26 protein-coding genes and 1 tRNA gene are annotated in these 24,708 nt (G+C 68.7%); 9 read left to right on the top strand and 18 right to left on the bottom strand.

What is annotated here, in order from left to right; translation table 11 throughout:
- Positions 1 to 6: 6 nt before the first annotated feature.
- Both FFS25_RS08475 and FFS25_RS08470 read right to left on the bottom strand, forming a co-directional pair.
- Positions 7 to 1,545: an aldehyde dehydrogenase family protein gene (locus FFS25_RS08475; RefSeq protein WP_137802569.1), complete on the bottom strand. Its 1,539-nt coding sequence runs from the start codon at positions 1,543 to 1,545 to the stop codon at positions 7 to 9.
- A 43-nt stretch (positions 1,546 to 1,588) separates the two neighbouring features.
- Complete coding sequence (locus tag FFS25_RS08470; protein WP_137802568.1) at positions 1,589 to 2,683, bottom strand: App1 family protein phosphatidate phosphatase; 1,095 nt, start codon at positions 2,681 to 2,683, stop codon at positions 1,589 to 1,591.
- A 156-nt stretch (positions 2,684 to 2,839) separates the two neighbouring features.
- On the opposite strand from FFS25_RS08470, the gene FFS25_RS08465 reads away from it, so the two are divergent.
- Entirely contained in the window at positions 2,840 to 3,391 is a 552-nt protein-coding gene (locus FFS25_RS08465) for a DUF3817 domain-containing protein (protein ID WP_137802567.1), read from the top strand.
- Positions 3,392 to 3,506: 115 nt separating this feature from the next.
- Positions 3,507 to 4,361, top strand: a complete 855-nt coding sequence (ppk2, locus tag FFS25_RS08460) for a polyphosphate kinase 2 (RefSeq protein ID WP_137802566.1) — start codon at positions 3,507 to 3,509, stop codon at positions 4,359 to 4,361.
- Between the two features lie 22 nt (positions 4,362 to 4,383).
- Here the strand turns inward: ppk2 and FFS25_RS08455 are convergent, their stop codons facing one another.
- Both FFS25_RS08455 and FFS25_RS13605 read right to left on the bottom strand, forming a co-directional pair.
- Positions 4,384 to 5,445 (bottom strand): NADP-dependent oxidoreductase, encoded by a 1,062-nt coding sequence (locus tag FFS25_RS08455; RefSeq protein WP_137802565.1) that lies wholly within the window; start codon positions 5,443 to 5,445, stop codon positions 4,384 to 4,386.
- A 69-nt stretch (positions 5,446 to 5,514) separates the two neighbouring features.
- The gene (locus tag FFS25_RS13605; protein ID WP_212742735.1) at positions 5,515 to 6,357 is read right to left on the bottom strand and encodes an MSMEG_6728 family protein; all 843 of its coding nucleotides are present in this window, start codon (positions 6,355 to 6,357) and stop codon (positions 5,515 to 5,517) included.
- A 110-nt stretch (positions 6,358 to 6,467) separates the two neighbouring features.
- Between FFS25_RS13605 and FFS25_RS08445 the strand changes: the two genes are divergently transcribed.
- On the top strand, positions 6,468 to 7,361 hold the full coding sequence (locus FFS25_RS08445; protein WP_249933830.1) for an EamA family transporter: 894 nt from the start codon (positions 6,468 to 6,470) through the stop codon (positions 7,359 to 7,361).
- Positions 7,362 to 7,469: 108 nt separating this feature from the next.
- The gene (locus tag FFS25_RS08440) at positions 7,470 to 7,799 is read left to right on the top strand and encodes a hypothetical protein (RefSeq protein WP_137802563.1); all 330 of its coding nucleotides are present in this window, start codon (positions 7,470 to 7,472) and stop codon (positions 7,797 to 7,799) included.
- A 109-nt stretch (positions 7,800 to 7,908) separates the two neighbouring features.
- Here the strand turns inward: FFS25_RS08440 and FFS25_RS08435 are convergent, their stop codons facing one another.
- Positions 7,909 to 8,763: an SDR family oxidoreductase gene (locus FFS25_RS08435; RefSeq protein WP_137802562.1), complete on the bottom strand. Its 855-nt coding sequence runs from the start codon at positions 8,761 to 8,763 to the stop codon at positions 7,909 to 7,911.
- 112 nt (positions 8,764 to 8,875) lie between these two features.
- Here FFS25_RS08435 and FFS25_RS08430 point away from each other — a divergent pair, with 112 nt between their 5' ends.
- The gene (locus FFS25_RS08430; RefSeq protein WP_024290589.1) at positions 8,876 to 9,301 is read left to right on the top strand and encodes a winged helix-turn-helix transcriptional regulator; all 426 of its coding nucleotides are present in this window, start codon (positions 8,876 to 8,878) and stop codon (positions 9,299 to 9,301) included.
- Between the two features lie 93 nt (positions 9,302 to 9,394).
- Here the strand turns inward: FFS25_RS08430 and FFS25_RS08425 are convergent, their stop codons facing one another.
- Positions 9,395 to 10,234, bottom strand: a complete 840-nt coding sequence (locus tag FFS25_RS08425; RefSeq protein WP_137802561.1) for an Ltp family lipoprotein — start codon at positions 10,232 to 10,234, stop codon at positions 9,395 to 9,397.
- A 163-nt stretch (positions 10,235 to 10,397) separates the two neighbouring features.
- Between FFS25_RS08425 and FFS25_RS08420 the strand changes: the two genes are divergently transcribed.
- Positions 10,398 to 10,988, top strand: coding sequence for a sugar O-acetyltransferase (locus FFS25_RS08420; protein ID WP_137802560.1), 591 nt, complete (start codon positions 10,398 to 10,400; stop codon positions 10,986 to 10,988).
- Between the two features lie 58 nt (positions 10,989 to 11,046).
- Positions 11,047 to 12,252, top strand: a complete 1,206-nt coding sequence (locus tag FFS25_RS08415) for an FAD-dependent oxidoreductase (protein ID WP_349654422.1) — start codon at positions 11,047 to 11,049, stop codon at positions 12,250 to 12,252.
- Between the two features lie 41 nt (positions 12,253 to 12,293).
- On the opposite strand, the gene FFS25_RS08410 is transcribed toward FFS25_RS08415, so the two are convergent.
- Genes FFS25_RS08410 through FFS25_RS14030 form a run of 3 tightly spaced genes read right to left on the bottom strand, consistent with a single transcriptional unit; the run spans position 12,294 to position 13,897 of the window.
- Positions 12,294 to 13,094 (bottom strand): alpha/beta fold hydrolase, encoded by an 801-nt coding sequence (locus FFS25_RS08410; RefSeq protein WP_171004147.1) that lies wholly within the window; start codon positions 13,092 to 13,094, stop codon positions 12,294 to 12,296.
- Positions 13,095 to 13,153: 59 nt separating this feature from the next.
- On the bottom strand, positions 13,154 to 13,696 hold the full coding sequence (locus FFS25_RS08405) for an MmyB family transcriptional regulator (RefSeq protein WP_349654423.1): 543 nt from the start codon (positions 13,694 to 13,696) through the stop codon (positions 13,154 to 13,156).
- Positions 13,697 to 13,705: 9 nt separating this feature from the next.
- The gene (locus tag FFS25_RS14030; RefSeq protein ID WP_349654421.1) at positions 13,706 to 13,897 is read right to left on the bottom strand and encodes a hypothetical protein; all 192 of its coding nucleotides are present in this window, start codon (positions 13,895 to 13,897) and stop codon (positions 13,706 to 13,708) included.
- Positions 13,898 to 14,048: 151 nt separating this feature from the next.
- On the opposite strand from FFS25_RS14030, the gene FFS25_RS08400 reads away from it, so the two are divergent.
- Complete coding sequence (locus FFS25_RS08400) at positions 14,049 to 14,234, top strand: DUF3024 domain-containing protein (protein WP_249933829.1); 186 nt, start codon at positions 14,049 to 14,051, stop codon at positions 14,232 to 14,234.
- 345 nt (positions 14,235 to 14,579) lie between these two features.
- Positions 14,580 to 14,924 carry a helix-turn-helix domain-containing protein gene (locus FFS25_RS08395; protein ID WP_171004145.1) on the top strand — a complete coding sequence of 115 codons (345 nt, stop codon included), beginning with the start codon at positions 14,580 to 14,582 and terminating at the stop codon, positions 14,922 to 14,924.
- Between the two features lie 22 nt (positions 14,925 to 14,946).
- Here the strand turns inward: FFS25_RS08395 and FFS25_RS08390 are convergent, their stop codons facing one another.
- The 9 genes from FFS25_RS08390 to proB all read right to left on the bottom strand — a co-directional run bounded on the left by FFS25_RS08390 (position 14,947) and on the right by proB (position 24,637).
- Complete coding sequence (locus FFS25_RS08390; RefSeq protein ID WP_137802556.1) at positions 14,947 to 17,478, bottom strand: S8 family peptidase; 2,532 nt, start codon at positions 17,476 to 17,478, stop codon at positions 14,947 to 14,949.
- Entirely contained in the window at positions 17,471 to 18,439 is a 969-nt protein-coding gene (locus FFS25_RS08385; RefSeq protein ID WP_137802555.1) for an AAA family ATPase, read from the bottom strand. The genes FFS25_RS08390 and FFS25_RS08385 overlap by 8 nt, the downstream gene beginning before the upstream one ends.
- A gap of 493 nt (positions 18,440 to 18,932) precedes the next feature.
- Positions 18,933 to 19,005: transfer RNA gene (locus tag FFS25_RS08380), tRNA-Ala, on the bottom strand.
- 159 nt (positions 19,006 to 19,164) lie between these two features.
- Complete coding sequence (gene rsfS, locus FFS25_RS08375; protein WP_137802554.1) at positions 19,165 to 19,554, bottom strand: ribosome silencing factor; 390 nt, start codon at positions 19,552 to 19,554, stop codon at positions 19,165 to 19,167.
- Positions 19,555 to 19,606: 52 nt separating this feature from the next.
- Entirely contained in the window at positions 19,607 to 20,530 is a 924-nt protein-coding gene (locus FFS25_RS08370; RefSeq protein WP_137802553.1) for a hypothetical protein, read from the bottom strand.
- Positions 20,531 to 20,596: 66 nt separating this feature from the next.
- Complete coding sequence (gene nadD, locus FFS25_RS08365; protein WP_283957208.1) at positions 20,597 to 21,244, bottom strand: nicotinate-nucleotide adenylyltransferase; 648 nt, start codon at positions 21,242 to 21,244, stop codon at positions 20,597 to 20,599.
- A gap of 104 nt (positions 21,245 to 21,348) precedes the next feature.
- Entirely contained in the window at positions 21,349 to 21,597 is a 249-nt protein-coding gene (locus FFS25_RS08360) for a hypothetical protein (protein ID WP_006214643.1), read from the bottom strand.
- A gap of 135 nt (positions 21,598 to 21,732) precedes the next feature.
- Positions 21,733 to 23,064, bottom strand: a complete 1,332-nt coding sequence (locus tag FFS25_RS08355; RefSeq protein ID WP_137802552.1) for a glutamate-5-semialdehyde dehydrogenase — start codon at positions 23,062 to 23,064, stop codon at positions 21,733 to 21,735.
- Between the two features lie 121 nt (positions 23,065 to 23,185).
- A complete protein-coding gene (proB, locus tag FFS25_RS08350) occupies positions 23,186 to 24,637 on the bottom strand; it encodes a glutamate 5-kinase (protein ID WP_137802551.1) in 1,452 nt (483 codons plus the stop codon).
- Positions 24,638 to 24,708: the final 71 nt, after the last annotated feature.

Below are 24,708 nucleotides of genomic sequence, written 5' to 3'. Positions count from 1 at the left end.
GAAGGCTCAGTCCCGCGTGCGCCCGCCCCGACGGCGGCGCAGACGATGCACCAGCTCGGACGGCGTGGGCGCGGACATGAGCTGTCGCGCTGCCCAGGCCCGCGCGCCGCTGTACGGCGGGAAGGTGACGCTGAGGGTCTCCGGGGCCAGCGGCTTGTCGAGCACCGAGCGGTGATGGCTGAACGTGTCGAAGCTGGCGCGCCCGTGATAGGCGCCCATGCCGGAATCGCCCACGCCGCCGAAGGGCAGCTGCGGGTGGATGAGATGGACCATGGGGGCCTCGAACGTCATGCCGCCGGAGGATGTCCGCTCGCTGAAGCCGGCGCGCACCTGCTCGTCCCGGCTCATGACGTAGAGCGCCAGGGGCTTCTCCCCGGCCTGGACGACGTCGATCGCCTGGCCGTGGTCCTCCACCGCCACGAGCGGCAGGACGGGCCCGAAGATCTCCTGCTCCATGAGCGGACCATCCGGTGCGCTGCGCACGATCGTGGGGTCCAGGTACCGGTCCTCGAGGTCGTGGCGCCCGCCGGCCAGGACGTCCGCTGCCGGCACCCGCTCGAGCAGCTGCGTCAGGCGCTGCAGGTGCCGCGAGCTCACGATCCGCCCGTAGGAGGGGCTGGACTGCGGATCCTCGCCGTAGAACTCGCGGATGGCCTCCGTGAGCAGCGGCACGAGCTGCTCCAGCACGCTGGCCGGAGCCATGACATAATCCGGGGCCACACAGGTCTGCCCGGCGTTGACCAGCTTGGCCCAGGCCAGGCGCCGGGCGGCTGCGGCGAGATCGACGGTGTCGTCGATCCACACCGGCGACTTGCCGCCGAGCTCCAGCGTCACGGGCGTGAGGTGCTCGGCCGCAGCCCGCATGACCACGCGCCCCACGGCCGAGTTGCCCGTGAAGAAGAGGTGGTCGAAGCGGTGCTGCAGCAGCCGCGTGGTCTCCGGGACACCGCCCTGGACCACGCCCACGCAGTCGGGCAGCTCCTGCTCCAGGGCCCGGCTCAGCGCCTGGGACACGTGCGGGGTGTGCTCGGAGGGCTTGACCACCGCGGTGTTGCCGGCCGCGAGCGCGCCCACCAGCGGAGACAGCAGCAGCTGCACCGGGTAGTTCCACGGAGCGATGATCAGCACGGTGCCCAGAGGCTGCGCCTGGACCCAGCCGCTGGAGGGACTCAGCACCGCAGCCGATCCCACGGACCGCGGCGCCATCCAGGAGGCCAGGCTGCGACGGACGTGGCGCAGCTCGGTGAGCGTCACGCCGATCTCGGTGAGCTCGGACTCGGTCTGCGACTTGCCCAGGTCCTGGGCCAGCGCCGCCTGCAGCGCCTCACGGTGCCCGGTCAGCACGCGCTCGAGCCGGTCCAGGCGCTCCAGCCGCAGCTCGAGCGGCGCCGGGGCGCTGAAGGCCGCCTGAGTGCGCTCCACGAGGCGATCGATCTGCCGGGCGCTGTCTGCGGGCAGATCCTCGACCGCGCTGAGCTGCGGCTCGCGCCGCCGGAACGACGGGGCCGTGGGCAGGGACTCGGACTGGGTGCCTCGCTCGGTCATAGGTCCACGGTAGAGGCCCTCCCCGACAGCACAGCGTCCTGCCTCAGAGCAGCCCGTGCTCCTCGAGCTGCTCCGAGATCGAGGCACCGTCGTTCGCGCGGATCAGCGGGATCCCCTCCGGCAGCTCGGGGCCGTCGGCGGTGAGCAGGCGACCGGAGGCCAGCACGGCCTCGGTGGGCGAGAGCGTGCGGATCACGACGGCGGCCACGTTCTGCGGGTAGCGCTGCGCGAAGCCCCCGTAGATCTCCGGGTCGTGCTGGCCGTCGTCGCCGATCAGGATCCACTTCATGTGCGGGAACTCGCGGGCCAGCTGCTCGAGGTTCTCGACCTTGTGCCGGGGCCCCGAGCGGAACCAGCGATCCGTGGTGGGTCCCCAGTCGGTGAGCAGCAGCGTTCCGGGCGGGTAGGCGTTGCGGCTCAGGAAGCGGCGCAGCGTGGGCGCCACGTTCCAGGCCCCGGTCGAGAGGTAGATGAAGGGCAGGCCGCGGTGGCGGCGGCGCAGGCGCTCCAGCAGCACCGGCATGCCGGGGGTGGCGTCGCGGGCGTGCTCGTTGAGCACGAAAGAGTTCCAGGCCGCCAGCATGGGCCGCGGCAGGGCGGTGACCATGACGGTGTCGTCGATATCGGAGACCACGCCGATGCGCTGGGAGCCGTCGACCACCCAGATCCGGGAGGTGGCCCAGGCCGAGCCGGCGGTGCGCAGCCGCGCGGTGTGCACGCCGGGCTCCAGGCTGATCTCCACGTCGGCATCGATCACCCCGCCCTTGTCCGCCACCAGCCGGAACTGCACACCCTCGATCTCGACATCCACGTGGGCGAAGCCGATGGGGATCGAGGTGAAGGACCGCCAGCCGCGGATCGAGGTTTCGTCCTCGGCGGTGGGGTCCTCCCGCCCGTGCGTCTTGTAAAGAGCCCGGCCCAGGATGCGCACGTGGTCGGTGGTTCCGTAGCAGTCGAAGGCGACCATGACGGGTCGATCCCCGCGCCGCTCCGCACTGCGCTGCCGGAACTGGGTGAAGCCCTGCTCGATCCGGTACCCGAAGTTCAGGGCATCCTGCGTGACCTGATCCATGGTCTGGAGCAGATCGGTGGCCAGGTCGACGGGCTGCTGGTCCTGTTCCGGACGGGTCTGCGACATGGCGCTCAGTCTGGCACAGCCCTCCAGACCCACCACGCACGACGCCGGCCCAGCCGTCGTCGTGCCGCAGCCGTCGGCTGCGCGGACTGTGATGCGGCGCCCGCTCCACGGCGGCGCCTGGAGGACGCGTCCAGCCTGATGCGGTGCAATGGGGGCATGTCGAGCGATCCGAACCCCCGCACCACCGGTCCGAGCACCGCCCCCACGACGGCCCCCGCCACCCCTGTGCCGCACGCGGACCCCGTCACGCCGCACCGGCTCTTCCGCGTCCTGGCGCTGGCCGAGGCGGTGACCTGGACGCTGCTGATCCTGGGGATGATCGGCAAGTACGCGCTGCACCTGGGCGACTGGCCGGTCTCCGTGGGCGGTGGCATCCACGGCTTCGTGTTCCTGAGCTACTGCGCGGTCACGGTGCTCGTGTGGATCGACGCCCGGTGGTCCGTGGCCGACGGCCTGCTCGCCCTGTTCAGCTCCGTGATCCCCTACGCCACGATCCCGGTGGAGCGCCGGGCGCTGCGCCGCGGCCTTCTGCCCCACAGCTGGCGCCTGCGCGGCGACGACGAGGCACCTCGAGGCCCGCTCGAGAAGCCGCTGGCCGCCCTGCTGCGGCATCCGGTGGTCTCGACGGTCGTGATCATCGTCGTGGTGGCGGCTCTCTACCTGACCCTGCTGGCCATGGGTCCGCCCGTGGAGGTCTCCCCGGAGTGATCCGATCCAGCGCAGCAGAGGCGCCCGACCCTCACCGGCCGGGCGCCTCTTCGCGTGACGGCAACTTGCCCGTCCCGGCTGAGTGATCTGTTTCACAGCTGGCTATCGTCGAGGCATGACCAAGACGAAGCGCATGGACAAGTCCCTGTACGAGGCGGAGCTGCTGCGACTGCAGGCCGAGCTCGTGGAGATGCAGCAGTGGGTGAAGTCGACCGGCAATCGCGTCGTGATCGTCTTCGAGGGCCGTGATGCGGCGGGCAAAGGCGGGGCGATCAAGCGCCTGACCGAGTACCTCAATCCCCGCACCGCCCGTATCGTGGCGCTGCCGGCGCCGACCGAGCGGCAGAAGACGCAGTGGTACTTCCAGCGCTACATCGAGCATCTGCCGGCCGCGGGCGAGATCGTGATCTTCGACCGCTCCTGGTACAACCGCGCCGGGGTCGAGCGGGTCATGGGCTTCTGCACCCCGGAGGAGCATCAGCGCTTCCTGCGCCAGTGCCCGATCTTCGAGCAGATGCTGATCGAGGACGGCATCATCCTGCGCAAGTACTGGTTCTCGGTCTCCGGCAAGGAGCAGGAGAAGCGCTTCCAGTCCCGGCTCTCCGATCCCATGCGCCACTGGAAGCTCTCGCCCATGGACCTCGAGTCGCTGACCCGCTGGGAGGACTACTCACGGGCCCGCGACGAGATGCTCGTGCACACCGATCTCCCCTATTCGCGGTGGAACATCGCGGAGGCCGAGGACAAGCGGCGGGCGCGGATCAACATGATCGCCGATCTGCTGCACACCATCCAGTGGGAGCACATCGAGCGCCCGGAGCTGGAGCTGCCCAAGCGCCCGCCGTCCTCGGGCTATCAGCGCCCGCCGCGCGAGCTGCAGCGCGCCGTCCCGGACCACTCCGCCGAGGTGGAGGCCAAGGCCGAGAAGCAGCCCTCCCGGAAGAAGAAACGCGGGGCCAAGAAGGGCTGAGCCTCGTCGGACAGGCGGGCGTTCAGTCGGCGACGGCGGTGCGCACCACCATCTTGCCGACGTTGCGGCCCTGCATCATGCCCAGGAAGGCGTCGAAGGCCTGGTCGATCCCGTCCTCGACAGTCTCATCGGCCACGATCTCCCCTGCCGCGAGCCAGGGACCCATCTCGGCCAGGAAGTCGCCCATGGCCTCGGTATAGAAGCCCTGGATGAACCCCTGCAGCATCAGCCGCTTGGTGACCAGCATCCCCATGTTGCGCGGACCCGGGGCGGGCTGATCGTCGTTGTACTGGCTGATCGCACCGCACAGTGCTGCGCGGCCGTCGTCGTTGAAGTGCTGGATCGCAGCCTCCAGGTGATCGCCGCCGACGTTGTCGAAGTAGACGTCGATGCCGTTCGGAGCGGCCTCGCCGAGCTGACCCATGACGTCGCCGCGCTTGTAGTCCAGGCAGGCGTCGAAGCCGTAGCGCTCGGTCACGATGCGGTTCTTCTCAGGACCGCCCGCCGAGCCGATGACGCGGGCGGCGCCCTTGAGCCGGGCGATCTGCCCCACGGCCGAGCCGACGGTGCCGGCGGCACCCGAGACGAACACCGTGTCGCCCTCCTGCATGGACGCGATCCGCGCCAGACCCAGCCACGCCGTGAAGCCGGGCATCCCGGCGATCCCCAGGAACTTCGAGGCGGCCAGCGGGCCCTCGGTGTCGCGCAGGTCGGGCAGCTTCTGGGTCTTGGCCGCCGGCAGCTGGGCGACGTCGCGCCAGCCCTGTCCGTGCAGCACGCGGGTGCCCTCGGGGACATCCTCCGAGCGGGAGGCGACGACGACTCCCACCGCCGCGCCGTCCATCGGCTCGCCGAGCTCGAAGGGCGGGACGTAGGAGGGGCCATCGTTCATGCGCCCGCGCATGTAAGGATCCACGGAGATGGCCTCGTTGACCACGCGGATCTCGCCGTCGGACAGCTCCGGCAGCTCCACGGTCTCCTGGCGGACGTCGTCCTCGGTGGGCCAGCCGCTGGGTCGAGCGGCCAGCACCCAACGGGTGCTGCGGGCGGAGGCGGCAAGATCGTTCACAGTGGGAATGCTCATGGACACCACTGTCCGCCTGCCGGCCCCGGTGCGTCCACCTCAGCGCTCAGCCCATGGCGGAATCCGCTCTCAGCGACGGATCGGGAAGACGGTACGGGGGCGCTGCAGCTGCCACGGATCCTCCAGAGCATCGCGGGAGAGGATCTCCAGCCACTCGACCTCGCGGCGGATGCCGTCGTCGCCGTGCTCCCCGGCGCCGAGTCGACCCCGCAGCACCGGCTCGCGCAGACCCTCCTGCGCCTCATCGCGCTCGGACTCGAAGGCAGTGCCCTCGGCCGAGGCCGATGACAGCGGGATGAGCACCTCCTCACCGGGCTGGGCCTCGGTGCGCAGGCGCTCCAGCTGCCCCGGGCGGCGTCGGCGCTGGGCTGCGGTGTCCCCTGGCGCGGGCTCAGCGGGCAGCAGCAGGGCGTCATCGTGCAGCACGGGCCCGACCACGACCCAGGCGCGCTTGCCGGGGCCGGGTTCAGCGGGCTTCACGTGCGGGCTGGCCGGGCTCGGCCAGACCGCCTCCAGGCCCGTGGGGGTCTCGGGCCACAGCGGGCGATAGTGCTGCTCGTCCTTGGCGATCAGCGACGAGCGGTGCGCCGCGTGGAACTCCGGGTCGCCCACCCACGGCGGCAGGGCCGCCGGGCTGCGGGCCGCCTCCGGAGCGAACTCGGCGATCTTCCAGCGCGTGGAATCCCGCCCGCCGCGGGCCTCCCACTCATCGACCATGGCCAGTCCGTAGGACACCAGCCCGGGCACATGTCCGGACCACATCAGCACGGCCGGGTGCGTGCCCCAGCCGTAGTCCGGCAGGCACAGCGCACGCAGGATCTGCAGCGTCTCGACGCGCTGCTTGCCCAGGCGACGGCGGTCCAGAGCGTGGGCGGAGTCAGCCGGGCTCGGCATCGGGAGGAAGGTCTGCACAGCGGCTCAGCCTACCGGCGGGAGACGACGAGACAGCCCGACTGGCCCCGACAGCCGCGGCTCCGACATGCTGAGCCCCTGATCGCCACCACCCCGATGAGCCCGTCCTCGTGAGCGCGCAGTCGACTGCCCGCTCCACCGGCCCCGGGGCCGCGATGGTCCTGTCCGCCTGTCTGTCGATCCAGGTCGGCGCGGCAGCCACCGCCCAGCTCTTCGACGACCTCGGCTCGTGGGGCGCCAGCGCGCTGCGGCTGCTGCTGGCCGCCGGTCTCATGCTGCTGGCCGCCCGCCCGAGGATCCGGGCGTGGGACCGGCTGCAGTGGCGCTGCGTGATCGCCCTGGGACTCGCCCTGGCCGGGATGAACGGCTTCATCTACGCCGCCATCCAGCGGATCCCGCTGGGGACGGCAGTGGCCATCGAGTTCCTGGGCCCCCTCGTGCTGGCGGCGTGCCTGTCCCGACGCTCCCGCGATCTGCTCTGGGTCGCGCTGGCGTTCATCGGCATGGCCCTGCTGGGCGCCGAGTCCGCTGTCACCGCGGCTTCCCTGGATCCGCTGGGCGTCGTGTTCGGCCTGCTCGCCGGGGCGTTCTGGGCCCTCTACATCCTGGCCAGCGCGGAGACGGGCAAGCAGGTCCCCGGACTCGGCGGGCTCAGTGCGGCCATGATCATCGCCGCAGTCGTCGTGGTGCCGATCGGCGCCTCGGGAGCGGTGCGGGTCGTCGAGGAGCCCGGGCTGCTGCTCTTCGCCCTGGCGGCCGCGCTGCTGTCCTCTGTGCTCCCGTACTCGCTGGAGATCGCTGCGCTGCGCCGCCTGCCCAGCGACGTCTTCTCCGTGCTGCTGAGCCTGGAGCCCGCGATCGCGACGGTGGTCGGCTGGGTCCTGCTCGGCCAGGGCGCTGGAGTGCTGAGCATCGCGGCGGTGAGCCTGGTGGTCCTGGCCAGCATGGGCGTCACCCTGGGCCAGGGGCGCCCGCGCGCCGACCCCGAGCCCTCGGCCGCCTGAGGCACCGGTCACAGAGGATCCGCACCGCGTCACACACGAGTGAGGCAGCCCACCCTGTCGCCGGGATATCTATGCTTACGCAACCACCCCCGACGACAGGACCCCCCGATGGCACTCTTCGCCTCCAACGCCACCCTCAGCAAGGACCTCCCCGCGCCTCTGGACCGCGTCCGCGAGGCGATCGAGTCCACAGCCCGATCGGAGGGCCACCACATCGACGCCGTCAGCAGCGATCGGCTGCGCTTCGACATCACCACCAAGCGCACAGCCCTGAGCTGGGGCACCCATCTGGCGATCACCCTGGAGGAGGCCGGCGGCCGAACGCGGATGACCGTCGACTACGACAACAGCCCGGGCTCCCCCAAGGCGCTGATGGACAAGAAGAAGAACACCAAGTCCGCCCAGACCTTCGCCGATCAGGTCGAAGCCGCGCTCTGAGCCGGGATCGCCCCGTTCTGGCAGCGCTCGCGGCGACGACGAGGGGGTGCGACGCCATCGCGGCGTCGCACCCCCTCGGTGCTCCCGGCCCCGGGCGGACCTGTTCAGCTCAGACGGAGTCCGCGAGCGCCTGCGCGATCGTGGTGGCCGGGCGCCCGAGCAGGGTCTGCAGATCCCTGCTGTCCGACTCCAGGGCGCCGTCGGCGATCCCGCGGTCCATCTCGGCGACGAACCCGGCGACCTGCTCCGGCAGCCCGGCCTGCTGCAGCACCTGCGCGTACTCCTCGACGGTCTGATCGATGTAGTCGACCTCGCGCTCGAGCAGCCCGCCGATGCGCGCAGCGATCTCGGGGTAGCTCAGGGCAGGGTCGCCGGCCAGCTCGTAGACTCGGCCCTCCTGGGCCTCCATCGTGATCACGGCCGCGGCGGCCTCGGCGTAGTCCCTGCGCGCGGCTCCGTTCACACGGGCCGTTCCGGCGGCCCCGAACATCTTCCCGTACTCGCGGGCCGGGGCGATCGCCGAGGCGTAGTTCTCCCAGTACCAGCCGTTGCGCAGCAGCACGTGGCCGATGCCGGACTCGGCCAGCAGCTGCTCGGTCTCCCGATGCTCGGGGGCCAGATTCAGGGTCGAGGTCTCGACACCCAGCAGCGACGTGTAGGCGATCAGCTGCACACCGGCCGCCTGAGCAGCCTGGATGACGTTGGAGTGCTGCGCCACGCGCTTGCCGATCTCGCTGCCGGAGACCATCACCAGGCGCTGCACGCCCTCCAGAGCGGCCTTCAGGGCGTCGGCGTCCTCGTAGGCGGCGACCGCGACCCGGACACCGCGGTCGGCGAGGTCCTGCGCCTTGTCGGCATTGCGCACGACGGCGACGATCTCCCGCGGCTCGACCTGGCGCTCGATGAGGGATTCGATGACCTGATGGCCCAGCTGTCCGGTGGCTCCGGTGACGGCGATGCTCATGATGCTCTCCTTCGGTTCGGTGGTCTCGCACACCGTAGCACTTACTTTTCGTGAGCACTGCGTATCTTCACGTGCCGACATATTCGAAAGTGCTCTCGCTACAGTGGAGGACATGACTTCGCAGGAGACGACACCCCAGATCGTGCACGGGCAGGCCGAGCAGCCCACGGCAGAGCTCGGTGCTGATGTCATGGCAAAGGCCTGCGCGTCGCGCTCCGTGCTGCATCACGTCACGGGCCGATGGGGCGCCCTGACCATGGTCGCGCTCTCCCGCAGCGAGGGCCCAGCGCGCTTCGGCGAGCTGCGCCGGGCCATCGAGGGGATCAGCGACCGCATGCTCTCCCAGACCCTCAGCGAGCTCGAGCACGACGGCCTGGTGGTGCGAACCGTGCACAGCGCCATCCCGCCGCACGTGGACTACGCCCTGACGGAGCTCGGCGCGGCCGTGGCCGAGCCTCTCATTGCGCTCATCACCACGATCGAGGCGGATCTGCCCGCCGTGCTGGAGGCCCGGAAGGTGCACGACGACTGCGCGTGACCAGTTCGCGCAGTCGTCGTCGGCAGCCGTCGATCTCGGCCCCACAGGCCTGGGACCGTCAGGCCACCTGCCGGCCCGTCGCCGATCTGCGCTTCACAGACCGGCGCTGTCCGCTCCTGCGGCGGCCTCCTCAGGCGTGTACCCCTCGTAGATCAGCTGATCCACGAGCTCCGCGCGCGACATCGGCATCAGATCCAGATAGCTCTGTGCCGACCGGCCCGCCTGTTCCGAGTAGTCCACACTCAGGCTGCTCACCCCGGATTCGGCCTGGCCAGGGGTGTATCCCTCATAGACGAGCTGATCGACCAGCCGGGAGCGGCTGAAGCCGGTCATGTCGATGTAGCTCTGTGCACTTCCAGCGGCCTGCTGAGCGTAATCCACGTTCAACCCGTCGACCGCCGCCGTGGCCTCAGAGTTCGAGTAGCCCTCGTACTCGAGCTGCTCGATCAGGCCGCTGCGAGAGAAGTTCGTGAAGTCCAGATAGTTCTGCGCCGCCGCCGTCGCCGTGCCCTGCGGCACAGCCCCGGGGCCGCCTGCGGAGGCGTCCTCGCCGAACGGGTTCTGACCGACCTCCGCCGGAACCGGGACCTCCCCCGGGGCCGGACCGACGCCCGACTCCTCGGCGAAGGGGTCCTGCCCGACGTCCGCCGGGACAGGAGTCTCGTCCGGAGTCGGCCCGGCGGAAGGATCCTGAGCTTCAGCCGGGGTCTCCGCCTGCGCCTCGGCGGCAGGCTGATCGGTCGGCGCGGAGGATGCCTCCGTGGCGGTCTCGGTGGGCGTCTCGGTCTCGGTCGGCTCAGCGCTCGGCGAGGCGGAGGCGGAGGACGTCGAGCCCTTCTCGGCGTCCTCACCCGAGCCGCAGGCGCTGAGCAGCAGCACGGCGGCCAGTCCCGTTGCGATCCCTGCGGTGGACCTGCGGACGCGCTGTCCCATGACTGCTGTGCTCCTCGGCGATGAAGCGAGGCCTCGGATCGCACCGAAGATCGGCACCCCGAAGCAGATGATATGAATTACATCACATCTTCAGGGGGCAGGCAGGCGCGCCTGCCCAGCGATCCTCCGCGGCACGTCGGCGGCCCCGCGTAGCGTTCGGAGCATGACGAACGATCACTTCGCAGGTGACGACCGCAGCCACTGGCAGCGCATGCTCGACGGCGACCCCTACATCGCCGATGGCCCCGAGTTCGCTGAAGCCTCCCGCCGCGCCACGCGCCTCTGCGATGCCTTCCACCGCGCCGTCGTCGACGTCGATCCCGGCTCCCGCGAGCTGCTCGAGGAGCTGCTCGGGCACCTCGGTGAGGACGCGGACGTGCGCCCGCCGCTCTGTGTGGACTACGGCAGCCGCATCAGCATCGGCGCCCGGTCCTTCGTGAACTTCAACCTCACTGCCCTGGACGTCGCGCCGATCACCATCGGTGAGGACTGCCAGCTCGGACCCAACGTCCAGCTGCTGACGCCCACCCACCCCGTGGAGCCCGGCCCTCGACGGGACAAGCTCGAGGATGCCGAGCCGATCACGCTGGGCGACAACGTCTGGCTCGGCGGCGGCGTGATCGTGTGCCCCGGCGTGAGCATCGGCGAGAACACCGTGGTGGGCGCAGGATCCGTGGTCACCAGGGATCTGCCCGCGAACGTGATCGCCGTCGGCAACCCCGCCAAGGTCATCCGCGAGATCCAGGCCGACTGACCCCCATTCCCCCAGAAGGAGCACGTCCAGGAGCTCAGAGCTGTCCGTCGAACTGCTGGTGATCGGCTGGGGCAAGGCGGGCAAGACGCTCGCCAAGCGCTGGGCCGCGACCGGCAGATCCGTGGCCATGGTGGAGAAGAGCCCTCAGATGTACGGCGGCACCTGCATCAACATCGCCTGCGTTCCCACCAAGGATCTGATCGTCTCGGCGCAGCGGCGCCGCCCGCAGGATGATCCGCAGGAGTACTTCACGCAGGCCGTGGCCGGGCGCGACTCGCTGATCGGCAAGCTCAATGCGGCCAACCACAGGATGCTCGAGGGCCAGGCAGAACTGGTGGACGGAACCGCTCGGTTCATCGGCCCGCGGAAGGTCGCGGTGGACACGGCCGACGGCGAGCTGATCATCACCGCGGAGACGGTCGTGCTGGGCACCGGTGCCGTGCCCGCGCGCCCGGATATCCCCGGCATCGATCTGCCTCGGGTCTACGACTCGACGTCCATCCAGCACGCGGATCCCCTGCCGCAGCGCCTGGCGATCATCGGCAGCGGGTTCATCGGACTGGAGTTCGCCCAGATGTTCCAGCACTTCGGCTCCCAGGTCACCGTGCTGGAGCTGGCCGACGGCCAGGTCAAGGCCGATGCCGTGCTGGTGGCAGCAGGCCGCACCCCGGCCACCGCCGACCTGAACCTGGAGGCAGCCGGCATCGAGACCGACGACCGGGGCTTCGTGGCGGTCGATGATCAGCTGCGCACGAGCGCGGAGGGCGTGTACGCGGTGGGCGACATCAACGGCGGCCCGCAGTTCACCTACATCTCCCTGGACGACCACCGCATCGTCTGGGATCAGCTCATCGGCTCCGGGCAGCGCAGCCGCGCCGACCGCGTGGCCGTGCCGAGCACGACGTTCCTCACTCCCCCGCTGTCCCAGGTGGGCATGGGCCCGGAGGAAGCCGTGCGTGCAGGGCACTCGGTTCTCTACGCGGCCAAGGACGTGGCCTCGATCGCCGCCATGCCGCGGCCCAAGATCGTGGGCGAGACAGACGGCGTCATCACCTTCACTGTGGACGCGCAGACCCGGCAGGTGCTGGGCGCCTCGCTGTTCTGCATCGATTCCCAGGAGCTGATCAATCTGGTGGCCCTGGCCATCCGGGTCCAGGTCACCGCGGACGAGCTGATGAACGGCATCTGGACCCACCCCTCCAGCACGGAGGCGCTGAACGAGGTGCTCGGTGAGCTGCAGCCGTATTCGGGCGAGAGCGCCTGAGACAGCGGCACCCCGGTCGGCGCACCGGCGACCCCGCAAGATCAGTCAGCCGCCAGGAGCTCCTCCACGGCCTCCAGCGCCTCCGTCGACTCCAGGTGCGGGCAGTGGCGCTGTCCTTCCAGGATCCGCCGCTGGGCACTCGGAATGAGCTCGGCGAGCTGCCGGGCGCTGTCAGGGCGTGTCACCTGGTCGTCGGCCCCGTGCAGCACCAGCGTGGGCGCCGTGATCCTGGGCAGGTCGCCCCAGGCGTCGTGGCCGCGGCTGGCCTGGAAGTGCATCCGGCGTGCGGTGAGATCGGCGTCGCGGGCGAAGAACTGCTCGACGACATCTGGATGCTGGGCTGCGAAGCCGTCGGTGAAGAACAGCGGCGTCATGGTCTTGCGGTCGCCGGAGGCCAGGGCGGCGTCGATCCCCGGTCCGCGAGGGCCGTCCCGACGGTCGCCTCCGGTGGTGCTGGCCAGGACCAGCCGACGCACGCGCTCGGGCGCATCGATCGCCAGCCACTGACCGATGCGCCCTCCCATCGAATGGCCGTAGACATCCGCTCGCTCCAGACCGGCGTCCGTCATCACGGCGAGCGCGTCCTGGGCCAGCGCCCGAGTGCTGAGCCCGTCGGGCTCCCCCAGCGTGCTGCGCCCCACGCCGCGATGATCGAAGACCACGACCCGCCGTCTGCGCGCCAGCTGCGGCAGCACATGCAGCCAGCTGACGTGGGTGGTGGCCTGACCAGCGATCAGCACCAGACCGGGGCCCTCGCCATACGACGCCCACTGCAGCCGCGCGCCGTCTGCGGTCTCCACGGTCCCGATCCGCTTGTCAGCCTGCTGCGGCTCCTCGCTCATGGCAGACCACCGTACTCCGGCGGGGCCGAGGGCCATGACCGTCCTCTGAGAGGAACGCCTCAGCTGCCCGGATACAGCGATGCGCCGCTGTCCGGCTCCTGAGCTGCGCCCGTGGCGTGCCAGCTCGCCAGGAGCCTGAGCCGCTCTTCGTGCGCCGTCCCCGGCTCCGCGGTGCAGAAGGTCAGGTCGTGCCAGGCCCGCTGAGCGAGGGGGATCTCCGTGGACTGGCAGGTCAGCTCGAGCTCCCCGACGGCGGGGTGCTGGAGCCCCTTCCGGTCCTCATGGCGGATGAGGATGTCGTGGGAGCCCCAGTGCGCGCTGAACTGCTCGCTGATCGTGGAGAGCTCTCCGATCAGCTCCCGCAGCGCCATGTCGTACGGCGCAGGCCCCGCCTCGGCCCGCAGCAGGGCGACCGTCGCGGCGGCACCGCCCTCCCAGTCGACGAAGAACTCCCGAGAACCGGGGTCCAGGAAGTGGCAGCGCGCGAAGTTCGCCCGCCCTCCCCTGGCCGTGGGGCTGTCGAACATGGGCGCGTGCAGGGCCCTGCCCAGCGCATTCACGACGATCACGTCCAGGCGCAGAGCATCGGCGACGGCTGCCAGGACCTCCTCCTAGACCCCTGAGATGTAGCCCTTCTCGAGCTTCGTGTACCACTCGGTGCTGACCCCCGCGAGCACCGCGACCTCCTCGCGCCGCAGGCCGGGGACCCGGCGACGGGCGCTGGTGGGCAGCCCGACGTCAGCAGGCGTCCGCTTGGCCCGCTGAGTGGCGAGGAAGTCGCGGATCTCGTCGCGATTGTCCATGCCCTCACGATAGGAGCTCCGGCCGGTCAGAAGGGGGCCTGGTCTGCACCCCGCTGAGGGGACGTCTCACGCCACCGACGGTGGCTGCTCCATCGCCTGCGGTGGGATTCACGAGCTCCGCAATGAGCGGAGGAGAGGTGTGGAGGCAGGCATGGCTGTCCCCGAAAAGGATCTGCCGCGCATCCAGCGCTGGTGCCGTGAGCAAGTGCCCAAGCATCTGCGCGATCAGGTGCGCGTCGAGGTGGACGCAGCCGAGCGCCACGTCACGATTGTCGAGACGAGACCCCCGTGGGACGGCCAGGGTGATTGGGCACGCTTCGCCATCTTCTGGCGCTGAGGGCTTCCGACGCCGGAATCCGTCGAGCAGCCCCGCTGCATGAGCACCACAATCGGATGGCCCTGTGGTGTCGCTCGGCAGGTGGGCACCCACCGCTGCTGGGGGGACTCATCGGCCGTGCTTCAGGCCCCGAAAGCCTTCAGATGCGCCCCCTCGACGCGCTCCAGCCTCTGACCCGATGAGCCAGAACGACATGGTCCGGGCAACGACGAAGGGCCGCACCGGGAGGTTCGGCCCTTCGTATTCCTTCGGTGGAGGTAGCGCGGCAATGTTCTAACCTCGTCCCGTCGTTGCTCCGTGTGGCTCGTGAGCAGTGGACGATCCGGCGTCGCCCCCATGTCAGCGATGAATTCCACGCCGCAGACGGGTCGGCCTGCGCAACCCGTCCCCCGGCTGACAGAGGCGATGCTGGACGACGTTCAGCGCCGATATGAGGCGGGAACCACCCTGTGGCTGATCGCCGACGACCTGGGCGTGAGTCGTCAGCGCCTCGCTGCCCGCCTCCGGGAGCGCGGGATCAAGATCCGGGGCGAGGGACCCACGCCCGATCAAATTCTGGAGATGGTTCGGCGGTACGACCAAGGCGAGTCACTGATGAGGGTGGGTGCGCGTGTCGGATTCAACGGCGGAACGGTGCGCGCACATCTGCGCCGCGCTGGCGTCGCGTTGAGGGACACGCATGGGCGCTGACTCGGCCCCAGTGGGCTGCACGCTACGTTGCGGGGATTTCTGCCATGACCGGAATCTGGAGCTGGGTGGCGATTGGCGTGTAGAGGTCGACGCCTTGTTCCTTGGTCTGGAGTGACAGCAGGAGGGCGTACCGGACTGGTAGGTCACGGCGGTCTTTGCGTCCATTGTTCTTCCACCATCCGCCTACCGGATATACGGCAACATTATTGCAGTGAGCCAACTCTGCTCCGGTTCCCGTCCATTCATCCTGGTGCAACGATCCAAGGTGCCGGCCGCGTTCACCGAGGAACCAGCGGTCAGACTCGCTGGGTCGTGAGCCACCTTCTTCGTTCTGCGCTTCGCGATTGACGCGCTGGACGAACTCTGCTTGGTTCTCGGATCGTCCCTGAAGGTCGAAACGCAAGCCGTGTGAGGCATAGGCGTACTTGTTACGCCAGCCTCGGCGGGACGCCGAGGGCTCGATGAAGTACGACAACGTGACTCGGAGACGCACATCGGCCGCACCGAGGCTCTGCAGAACGTCAGTCGGCCACGGGAGCGGATGGAGACGGAAGTGGCGCATCGCGTACTTGTCCCCGCCGAATGGTACGAAACTGTCCTGCGCAATCAGGGTGACAGCATCGCGCCTAGAGTTCAGAACCGATTCCTCCGATGGCACCCCCCAGCCGAACTGACGAAGGAGTGTTTGACGCGCCGTTTTGCTGTGGTCCTGATCGATCTTTTGGACCATCGCGTCGGTCCATTCCGCAGAGTGGGTAAGGAGTCCCCGCACGGTCTCCGGCCAATACGACGGATATCGAGCCATCGTAAGAGCAGCGAGCCGTGATGCTTGCGCTGTGGCAGCGCTCGTCGCGTTCGCCGATGTCAGGGCAGCGTCAGTTCGGTGCCCCGTAGTGCGCAGCGATAGCAAAGGCAGGCGGTCTTCGTACATGCCCGCTCCGTTGCTGAGAACGTTGCCGCCTTCCATGCAAATGTCGGGCTTGATCGGCCAGCGGGTTCTGCTGAAGTAGAGCGATGTTGTGGTGTGCGGTGAGATGTCACCAGATCCGGCCAACACGTCCCAGCCGGCATACTGCGGGTGGGAGGGAGCCTGCGTGAGTTCCGTGTAGGCCCCGACCGTGAGCGCGTTCCATGCCTGGGCGGGGTCCTGGATCGGCGAGTTCTCTGAGTTGGTGCGGTAGTCGAGTTCGTACTGACGCACATTTCCAGCTGCGACCACAATGAGGCGAGCCGAGTCAGGGTTGGGCGTTGACAGCAATTGAAGCTCATTGCCCGAACGAACGATGTCGGTACCGACGGCGAGTGCGTCCACCGACGCTGACCATAGAGTCGGCTCGCCCGGTTTGTCTGGCTCCGTGCTCAGGGTCAGGCAGAATGTGCGGTTGCGGTCACTTCTGGCAATTTCGGGGTACGAGACAGCTTCGGTCGTTGCGGTGCCGTAGTCGAGTGGGTCGATCTGCTGATCGCCCGCTCCAGGGCGCATCCGCACAGATTCAAGGCGGTGTCGGAGTGTGATGTGGTCACCGCCGGTGAGCAGCGGTTCGAGGTTCCCAAACAGTGCGAGCCCGGCCATGGAAGTGCCATGCCCTTGGGGGTGGATGTCAGTTCCTGACCCGCCGAAGATCGAGTGATGGTCGCCTGGTGCCAACGAGCGATCCAGGAGGGCGTGGGTGCGGAGAACTCCAGTGTCGAGGTGGCACACGGCTGGTTCGTCGTCGGCCGCGGGCGAGACTCGTCCGGCAAGATCCTCCGCGTACTCAGTCTGCTCGGTTGTACTGAGGTCTTCGACGGAATCGATGAACTCGGGGTTTCGGACTTCGGTCACGGGGACTGAGGTAAACGGGAGAACTTGCAACTGCGTCCAGGTCGCTTCTACCCAGACGACAAGGCGATCGCCCAGCCGGAACTCGCCCTGTCGAGCCTTGAGGCCGTAGGCGGCGACGAAACCGTCCCAGTCGCCAACATGGGTGCTCGTCCCGTCGAGCCAAAGCTCCCACCAGTGGAGTCCAGAGCGGGGTGGTTGTGAATCCGAGGTCCAGAGATCGTCAAGGACGGCATCGCGGATGCGGGAGATGTTCGCTACGAGGTCCTGATTCTTCGGCCGACCGTTCTTCGTGTTCTTCTGGTCGTCGAGGTAGTCCTCAAACAACTTCAAGAACTGTGGGCGATACGCATCGGAGACCCACACGGTAGCGGCTTCCGGCGTGTCGTCCGTTGCTTCGCGGACGGAAAGCAGGAGCCACTTTGGCTTGCGAGTTTTTCCCCCGCTGTAGGCGTTGAGCGAGTCAGCTTTGAGGGGGTGTGCTGCGCCCTCACCTTCGAGGACGATGACGGTTCCCGTGGCACGGAGTTCCTCGTCCGTTGGTAGAGCCGCTACGGCTTCGTCGAAGCCCGCGAATACCTGCTCGGCGGCATTCTTCAGGTCGGTTCCATGCTTGTAGCGGTCAACTTGGCGGAGTGGTTTACCCCGTCCGCCACCAGTCCGGTGAAAATCTGCTGTTTCGACGTAGCCCTGAACGTAGAGATGGTCGAGGTCGCGCGGCCGCTCAGCCAAGACTTGCCGTTCGCCGCGAGATCAGTGCCGCGATGATGTCGTCGCGTTGAACCTCTGTCTCGCCGCGCATCAGTATCGTTTTGGCAGCGGTCTCGGCCGCCTTCACCAACTCCGCGTGGCTCAACCCTGCCGTGTATTCGCCGAGCTTCGCCATGCTGGTACCGCGGGCCAAAGTCCCAAGACGCGCCTTGATGACTGCGGCGGCCTGACGCGCGTCAGGCAGGGTGTACGTGAGCACCGCATCGAAGCGCCGGAAGAGCGCCTTATCCAGGATTGCGCGGTGATTAGTTGCTGCGAGCACCAACGATTCACAGCTGGCTTCCTCCAGAAAGACGAGGAAAGAGTTCAAGATTCGACGCGCTTCGCCGACATCGTTACCGGCGCGATCAGCACCAAGTGCGTCAAACTCATCGAAAAGGTACACCGCGCGACGTTGAGCGACCGAATCGAAGACAAGCCGGAGTTTGCTGGCCGTTTCACCCATGAACTTGCTCAACAGGCTGTCGAGCCTGATCGTGAACATCGGTACCGCAAGCTCGGTTGCAAGGACCGATGCGGTCATGGTCTTCCCAGTTCCGGGTGGGCCTTCCAGTAGAAGCCGGTGTGCGGGAGCAAAGCCATGTTCGAGAAGGTTCTTTCGCTGGCGTTGCTCGGCTAGTACCTGCTTGATCTGATCGGTAAGTTCAACGGGCGCGACAAGCTCGCGAAGACGGACGTCGGGGTGCGTCGCTTCGACGAGTTCGGCAAGCTCGCCGCGCGGTTGGGCAAGTGTTGTGATCTTACCGGCCGTCTCGCCTTCGCGGGACGCGTCGACGGCCTTCTTGATGTCGTTGGCGAGGACGTGATGGCCTGCCTTGGCCTCACGGGCAGCAACCTGGAGCGCTACTGAGTAGAAGCTGGCGTCGTCACCGGACGCGTGGCTGCGCACCATCGCGGTGATGTGCTGTCCGAGACCGGCCATGGTGCACCTCACTTTCGCGGGTCTGTGCGTCCTCCACCCAGGTCAATCTATCGGGCAGACTACCGTGCCGACGAGCGGCGCGCAGCCAGCGAGAGGACTCTGTCCGTGGCCTACAACGGAGGAGGCCCCGCTGGCGAGCGCGGCCTCATGTCGACAACTGATGATGCGCCAAAGGGACTGCCGCATGGGCAGGTCAAACTGTCACCTGATCGTGCGGCGGTCCCACAACCTACGACAAAGCCAAGGTCGCCTCGACACGATCCTGTCCACCCTTACCGACCTTGGAGACCTCTCTACGCCAAGGCCGAACCAGCCGAACGACGGATGCTCAACCAGGCACTGTTCGACCGCATCACCCTCGAAGACGACGACAGCGCGACCATCACACCCAAGCAGGCCATCGCCACGATCCTCGCCAGCGATCCCAGCCCCCACAACGAGCGAACCCTGCCCCGCGATCACGCGGGACAGGGTTCGAACGATTCCGATTATGTGGAGCTGAGGGGACTCGAACCCCTGACCCTCTGCATGCCATGCAGATGCGCTACCAGCTGCGCCACAGCCCCTTGCCGTTTCCGACCCGGAAACTCTACCACGTTCTCGGACTGAATCTCTCATCGAGAGTTCCTGCCCGTTCCCGCTGGGTTCGTCTCCCGTTCGGCAACGCATTAAATATTAGGGAACGCTCGGCGGCCGCGCAAATCGGCCGCCGCTCCCCTGCCGGATCAGCCTGCCGACGGCTCCGCCGCGGCCTCGGCCAGGCCCAGGTCGATGGCGGGAGCATCGCCCCACAGGCGCTCGAGCGCGTAGAACGCCCGCTCCTCGTCGTGCTGGACGTGCACGACGACGTCGCCGAAGTCCAGCAGCACCCAGCGACCCTCGGCGCGGCCCTCGCGGCGGATGGGCTTCAGATCGTGCTTCTCCTGCAGCTCCTCCTCGATCGCATCGACGATCGAGGCCACCTGGCGCTCATTGGGAGCCGAGGCGATCAGGAACGAATCGACGATGGCCAGCGCCTCGCTCACGTCGATGGCCACGATGTTCTCGGCCTTCTTGTCATCGGCGGCGCGCGCCGCCGTGCGGAGGTACTCCAGGGAGGTCTCGGGAATGCTCATGCAGTGCTTCCTCTCGATCGCCAGCGGCGATGGATGGTGGTGTGTCTCAGGTTCAGAGGATGAAGAAGATGATCAGGACCGCGAGCAGCGCCAGGACCAGGATCGCCGCGATCGTCAGGACGGGCGTGCGCCAGTCCGACGGCGTGCGGTAGTCCTTGGGGTCCATCAGCTGCAGGCCCTGGGCATTGACGGCGCGCACGGGCTCCGACGGAGCCTGCTCGTCATCGCTCGCAGCGGCACCGGCAGCCCCCGCTGCCTCCAGCGGCGAGCTCTGCTCGGACGCGTTCGCATCCGCGCCCTCCGAGGACTCCAGGGAGGACACGTGCTCCTCGACCGCCTCGGCGGAGTCGCTCGGCTGAGCAGTCTCCGACGACTCCTCGAGGTCATCGCGCGCCGGCTCTTCGGCGGGCTCAGATGCCGGCACGACCGGAACGGGCTCGCTCCACGGCGTCGCCTGGATCACGGGGTCGCTCGAAGCCTCATCAGAGGCCCGGTCCGGCTGCTCGACCTGCTCCGAGACCTCTTCGGGCGCCTCCTCGAGAGAGGACGTCCCGGGCTGGGTCTCGCGGGCTTCCTGCTCGTCGAGGGAGGCCAGGTACTCGTCCGTGATGGGCTGGATGCTCTGCGTCTGGGCGATCGCCTCGTCGGCGAGCCGGCGGTCCTCCTCGGAGGAGATCGCAGCACGGGAGGCGAGCTCGGCCATGCGCCGCTGCTTCTGCGCCAGCACGGGATCCACGTGCGCCGGGTCCTCCGTGCCGGAGCGCTCGATCTCCTGCTGGTGCTCGGCCATCTGCTCGCGCAGCAGCGCCAGGCGCCGCGGGCCCAGCGGGCGGCTCGGGCCCACGGCGATGTCGCCGTCCAGGTCGATGATCGGCGCCGGCGGGTTCAGGCCCTGCTGATCAGGGTCGGTGGGATCCGGGATGGTGACGTCATCCGGTGCAGCGTCGCTGTCCTGTGCGAACCGGCCGTCGCTCATCGGTGCCTCGAATCTGCTCGCCCGTATGAGCGGGCGGCGGGATGAATGTGTGCGTGGGGGGGGTCTTCAGGCGGTGCCGAGGGTATCGGCGGGCCAGCGGTGGTCGTCACCGGGACGGTAGAGACCGTACTTGCCGATGTACTGGACCACGCCGTCCGGCACCAGATACCAGACGGGCTGACCGCTGCGCACCCTGGCGCGGCAGTCCGTGGACGAGATCGCCATGGCGGGGACCTCCAGCAGGAAGACATCGCCGGCGCCCTCGGGGACGCTGAGCTCATGGCCAGGCCTCGTGACGCCGACGAAGTGCGCCAGGTCCCAGATGTCCTCCGCCCCGTGCCAGGAGAGGATCTCGCTGAGGACATCCGCGCCGGTGATGAAGAACAGGTCCGAATCCGGGCGCAGCTCATGCAGGTCCCGCAGGGTGTCCACGGTGTACGTGGGCCCGTGGCGGTCGATGTCCACGCGCGAGACGCTGAAGCGCGGATTGGCCGCCGTGGCGACCACGGTCATCAGGTAGCGATGCTCGGCGTCCGAGACCTCGGAGCCGGACTTCTGCCAGGGCTGACCGGTCGGCACGAACACGACCTCATCCAGATCGAACACTGCGGCCACCTCGGAGGCGGCGACCAGGTGCCCGTGGTGGATGGGGTCGAACGTGCCGCCCATGACGCCGAGCCTGGTGCGCCCGGGGCGCCGCGGCGGCACCTGGATCCCCTGCGGGGCCCGAGCGCGCGCTGGAACCTGCGCCTGCCGCTCCGCCACGATGCTCAGCTCGGAGGTCTCCGACACGGGGTGTCCGGGATGTCCTGCTGCGCTCAGTGCCCGCGCTTGGTCGAGTAGCTGGCCAGCATGGCGGCCTCGTCAGCCGGCAGCTGGGCCGGATCCACGTGGTGGTCGGTGTCATCCGGCGACTGACTGCGGGGCCCGAAGGTCAGGGTGGTGATCAGCAGCAGCATGAACACGATGAAGGCCACGATGCCGAACCACGGCCCGTCCACCGGCAGCTCGTTGACGATGTGGTGGCCGCCCTCGGCAGCCTGGATCAGCACTGAGGTCTGCTGCATGGTCTTCCCTTCTGTCTCCCCGCACGCGCGCGGGGCTCCTGGTCCCCACCATGGTAGCGGTCCAGGAGCCCCGTTCGCGGCTTCGGCTCAGCTCGCGCCCAGCACACGTCTGGCCGGTGCGGGTCGTCTCCTGCTTCAGGGACGGATGTGGCCGTCGCCCTGCACGATCCACTTGGTCGTGGTCAGCTCCTCGAGGCCCATGGGCCCGCGGGCGTGCATCTTCTGCGTGGAGATCCCGATCTCCGCGCCCAGGCCGAGCTGGCCGCCGTCGGTGAAGCGCGTGGAGGCGTTGACCATCACGGCTGCGGCGTCGATCGAGGCGATGAACTTCTCGGAAGCGGCCAGATCGTTCGTCACGATCGCCTCGGTGTGGCGGGTCGTGTACTTCTCGATGTGCTCGAGCGCCTCGTCCAGGGAGTCCACGACCTTCACGGCCATGTGCATGTCGAGGTACTCGGTCTCCCAGTCCTCCTCCGTGGCCGCCGGCTGATCCGAGCCGGAGGGCAGCAGCTGCGCGGCGCGCTCGTCGACGTGCAGCGTCACTCCGGCCTTGATCAGCGCCTCGAGCACGGCGGCACCGGCGGTGGAGTCCTTGTGCAGCAGCAGCGTCTCGGCGGTGTTGCAGGTGGAGGTGCGATGCGTCTTGGCGTTCACGGCGACCTCGACGGCCATCTTCTCGGAGGCCGAGGCGTCGATGAAGACGTGCACGTTGCCCTCGCCGGTCTCGATGACCGGAACCGTGGCGTTCTGGACGACGGACTGGATGAGCCCGCGACCGCCGCGCGGGATGAGCACGTCGACCTTGCCGCGCGCCGACATCAGCGCCGTGGCTCCGTCGCGGCCATAGTCGTCGACGGTCTGCACGATGTCCACGGGCAGCCGCTTGTCCGCCAGGGCGTCGCGGATCAGCCCGACGAGCACGCGGTTGGACTCGGCGGCAGCGGAGCCGCCGCGCAGCAGGACGGCGTTGCCCGACTTCAGGGCGATGCCGGCGATGTCGACCGTCACGTTCGGGCGCGCCTCGTAGATCGCGCCGACGACGCCCATGGGCACGCGCACCTGGCGCATGCGCAGTCCGTTGGCCAGGGTCTCGCCGCGCACCATGGTGCCGACGGGATCCGGAAGCGCGGCCAGCTCGCGCAGCGAGTCCGCGAGGCCCTTGATGCGGTCCTCATCCAGCTCCAGCCGGTCCAGCAGGGCCGAGGAGGTCCCGTTCTCGCGACCGCGGTCGATATCGCGTCTGTTGGCCTCGATGATGCGCTCGAAGGACTTCTCGATGGCCTCCGCGATGTGCAGCAGCGCGGCGTCCTTGCGCGAGCGGGTGGCCGTGGCCAGCGTGCGGGCTGCCACCTTGGCGTCATCGGCCATGAGCCCGACGGCCACCTGGGGGTCCTCGCCGAAGGTCTCGTGGGTCAGGCGGACCGAGGCATCGGTCGAGGCGGTGTCGTTCGTGGTGTTCTCGCTCATCAGGGTGTGCTCCTCCTCCGCCGTCGCGGCGGGGTCGTGAATCATCCTGCTCCGGTGGTCTTCCTGCTCAGCACAGCGAACCTGCCCGGCGCATTGTTCCGCGCCGGGCCAGGCCGCCGGATCACTCGCTCCTGCGCTTGCGGGGCTTGTCCGCGGCGTCGGAGGTGCTGCGCTTGCGGGAGGCGGACCTCGCGGCGGCGCCGTCCTTGGCCTTCGCCCTGGACTTCCCCTCGGCCTTGTCCTTGTCCTTGGTCTTGGCCTTGGACTTCGCGCCTGCGCCGTCCTTGGCCTTCACCTTGGGCATGGACTGGGTCCTGGCGCGGCGGCGCACCTTGGTCTTGGCCGAGCGCGGGCGGATGGTCACGAGGTTGTCCACGTGAACCAGCTCGCGCTCGAAGCGCGAGCCCAGGTCCTCCCCGATCTCCCGGGTCGTGCGGCCCAGCATGTCCGGGATGTCCTCGGAGTCGTAGTTGGACAGCCCGTGGGCGACCTCCTCGCCTTCGGCGTTGACCAGCGAGACCGGCTCACCTGCCGCGAAGCGGCCGCGGACCTCGGTCACGCCGGCCGGCAGCAGCGACTTGCGCTTGCCGATGGCCTTGACGGCGCCGTCGTCGAGCACGAGCGAGCCCTTGATGTCGGCCAGGTGCGCCAGCCACAGCAGGCGGGTGTTGCGTCGTCCGCCGGTGGGCAGGAACCAGGTGCCGACGTCCTCGCCGGCCAGGGCGCGCTCGATGTTCGCGGTGGAGGTCACCAGCGCGGGCACGCCGCCGGCCGCGGCGATGCGGGCGGCCTGGACCTTGGTCACCATGCCGCCGGAGCCCACGCCCGCCCGGCCCACGGTGCCGATCTCGACGCCCTCGAGGTCCTTGAGCGGATCCTCGACGACCGGGATGCGCTCACCGCCCTCATCCGGGTGCCTGGTGTACAGCGCGTCCACGTCCGAGAGCAGCAGCAGGACGTCGGCCTTGACCAGGTTCGCGGTCAGCGCCGCGATGCGGTCGTTGTCGCCGAACTTGATCTCCTGGGTGGCCACGGCGTCGTTCTCGTTGATGATCGGCAGCACGCCCAGGTCCAGAAGCCGCTCGATCTGGCGGTGCGTGTTCTGGTAGTGATGCCGCTTCATGAGGTCCTCGGCGGTGACCAGGACCTGGCCCACCTGGACGTCGTAGCGGGCCAGCGAGTCGATGTACCGGCCGATCAGCAGGCCCTGGCCCACGGATGCGGCGGCCTGCTGGGCGGCCAGCTCCTTGGGGCGCTTGTCGAAGCCCAACGGCGACAGACCGGCCGAGATCGCGCCGGAGGAGACGTAGACGATCTCCTTGCCGCGCTTCTTCTGCTGGCCCAGCGCGGCGACGATGCGCTGGATCGCGGCCTCGTCGATCGAGTTCTGGATGCTGGTCAGCGACGACGAGCCGACCTTCACGACGATCCGCTGGGCCCTGGGGATCTGCGACGGGCTCGTGATCGGCGAGACCCGGTTCTTCCCCCGGTTCTCGGAGCTGATCTGCTCGACGGACTTCTCCGCCTCCCCGCCCATGCGGTCGATGTCGTTCTTGTGCAAGACCTTCGCCATGCTTGTCCGTGTCCTTCCTGTGCCCCGCTGCGGGGCAGGTCTGAAGAGGTCAGGGGGATCGTGCGTGTCGC

This window comes from Kocuria sp. 2SI (assembly GCF_005502825.1).
GTDB classification, from domain to species: domain Bacteria; phylum Actinomycetota; class Actinomycetes; order Actinomycetales; family Micrococcaceae; genus Kocuria; species Kocuria palustris.
Note: the sequence above shows the minus strand (reverse complement) of the source record. Positions and strands in the feature narration are given on the sequence as shown.

What these genes read in the sequence shown, in the direction of transcription:
- FFS25_RS08475 (WP_137802569.1), bottom strand. Translation starts at nt 1,545, where the DNA reads ATGACCGAGCGAGGCACCCAGTCCGAGTCCCTGCCCACGGCCCCGTCG.
- FFS25_RS08470 (WP_137802568.1), bottom strand. Translation starts at nt 2,683, where the DNA reads ATGTCGCAGACCCGTCCGGAACAGGACCAGCAGCCCGTCGACCTGGCC.
- FFS25_RS08465 (WP_137802567.1), top strand. Translation starts at nt 2,840, where the DNA reads ATGTCGAGCGATCCGAACCCCCGCACCACCGGTCCGAGCACCGCCCCC.
- ppk2 (WP_137802566.1), top strand. Translation starts at nt 3,507, where the DNA reads ATGACCAAGACGAAGCGCATGGACAAGTCCCTGTACGAGGCGGAGCTG.
- FFS25_RS08455 (WP_137802565.1), bottom strand. Translation starts at nt 5,445, where the DNA reads ATGAGCATTCCCACTGTGAACGATCTTGCCGCCTCCGCCCGCAGCACC.
- FFS25_RS08440 (WP_137802563.1), top strand. Translation starts at nt 7,470, where the DNA reads ATGGCACTCTTCGCCTCCAACGCCACCCTCAGCAAGGACCTCCCCGCG.
- FFS25_RS08435 (WP_137802562.1), bottom strand. Translation starts at nt 8,763, where the DNA reads ATGAGCATCGCCGTCACCGGAGCCACCGGACAGCTGGGCCATCAGGTC.
- FFS25_RS08430 (WP_024290589.1), top strand. Translation starts at nt 8,876, where the DNA reads ATGACTTCGCAGGAGACGACACCCCAGATCGTGCACGGGCAGGCCGAG.
- FFS25_RS08425 (WP_137802561.1), bottom strand. Translation starts at nt 10,234, where the DNA reads ATGGGACAGCGCGTCCGCAGGTCCACCGCAGGGATCGCAACGGGACTG.
- FFS25_RS08420 (WP_137802560.1), top strand. Translation starts at nt 10,398, where the DNA reads ATGACGAACGATCACTTCGCAGGTGACGACCGCAGCCACTGGCAGCGC.
- FFS25_RS08410 (WP_171004147.1), bottom strand. Translation starts at nt 13,094, where the DNA reads ATGAGCGAGGAGCCGCAGCAGGCTGACAAGCGGATCGGGACCGTGGAG.
- FFS25_RS14030 (WP_349654421.1), bottom strand. Translation starts at nt 13,897, where the DNA reads ATGGACAATCGCGACGAGATCCGCGACTTCCTCGCCACTCAGCGGGCC.
- FFS25_RS08400 (WP_249933829.1), top strand. Translation starts at nt 14,049, where the DNA reads ATGGCTGTCCCCGAAAAGGATCTGCCGCGCATCCAGCGCTGGTGCCGT.
- FFS25_RS08395 (WP_171004145.1), top strand. Translation starts at nt 14,580, where the DNA reads ATGAATTCCACGCCGCAGACGGGTCGGCCTGCGCAACCCGTCCCCCGG.
- FFS25_RS08385 (WP_137802555.1), bottom strand. Translation starts at nt 18,439, where the DNA reads ATGGCCGGTCTCGGACAGCACATCACCGCGATGGTGCGCAGCCACGCG.
- rsfS (WP_137802554.1), bottom strand. Translation starts at nt 19,554, where the DNA reads ATGAGCATTCCCGAGACCTCCCTGGAGTACCTCCGCACGGCGGCGCGC.
- FFS25_RS08370 (WP_137802553.1), bottom strand. Translation starts at nt 20,530, where the DNA reads ATGAGCGACGGCCGGTTCGCACAGGACAGCGACGCTGCACCGGATGAC.
- FFS25_RS08360 (WP_006214643.1), bottom strand. Translation starts at nt 21,597, where the DNA reads ATGCAGCAGACCTCAGTGCTGATCCAGGCTGCCGAGGGCGGCCACCAC.
- FFS25_RS08355 (WP_137802552.1), bottom strand. Translation starts at nt 23,064, where the DNA reads ATGAGCGAGAACACCACGAACGACACCGCCTCGACCGATGCCTCGGTC.
- proB (WP_137802551.1), bottom strand. Translation starts at nt 24,637, where the DNA reads ATGGCGAAGGTCTTGCACAAGAACGACATCGACCGCATGGGCGGGGAG.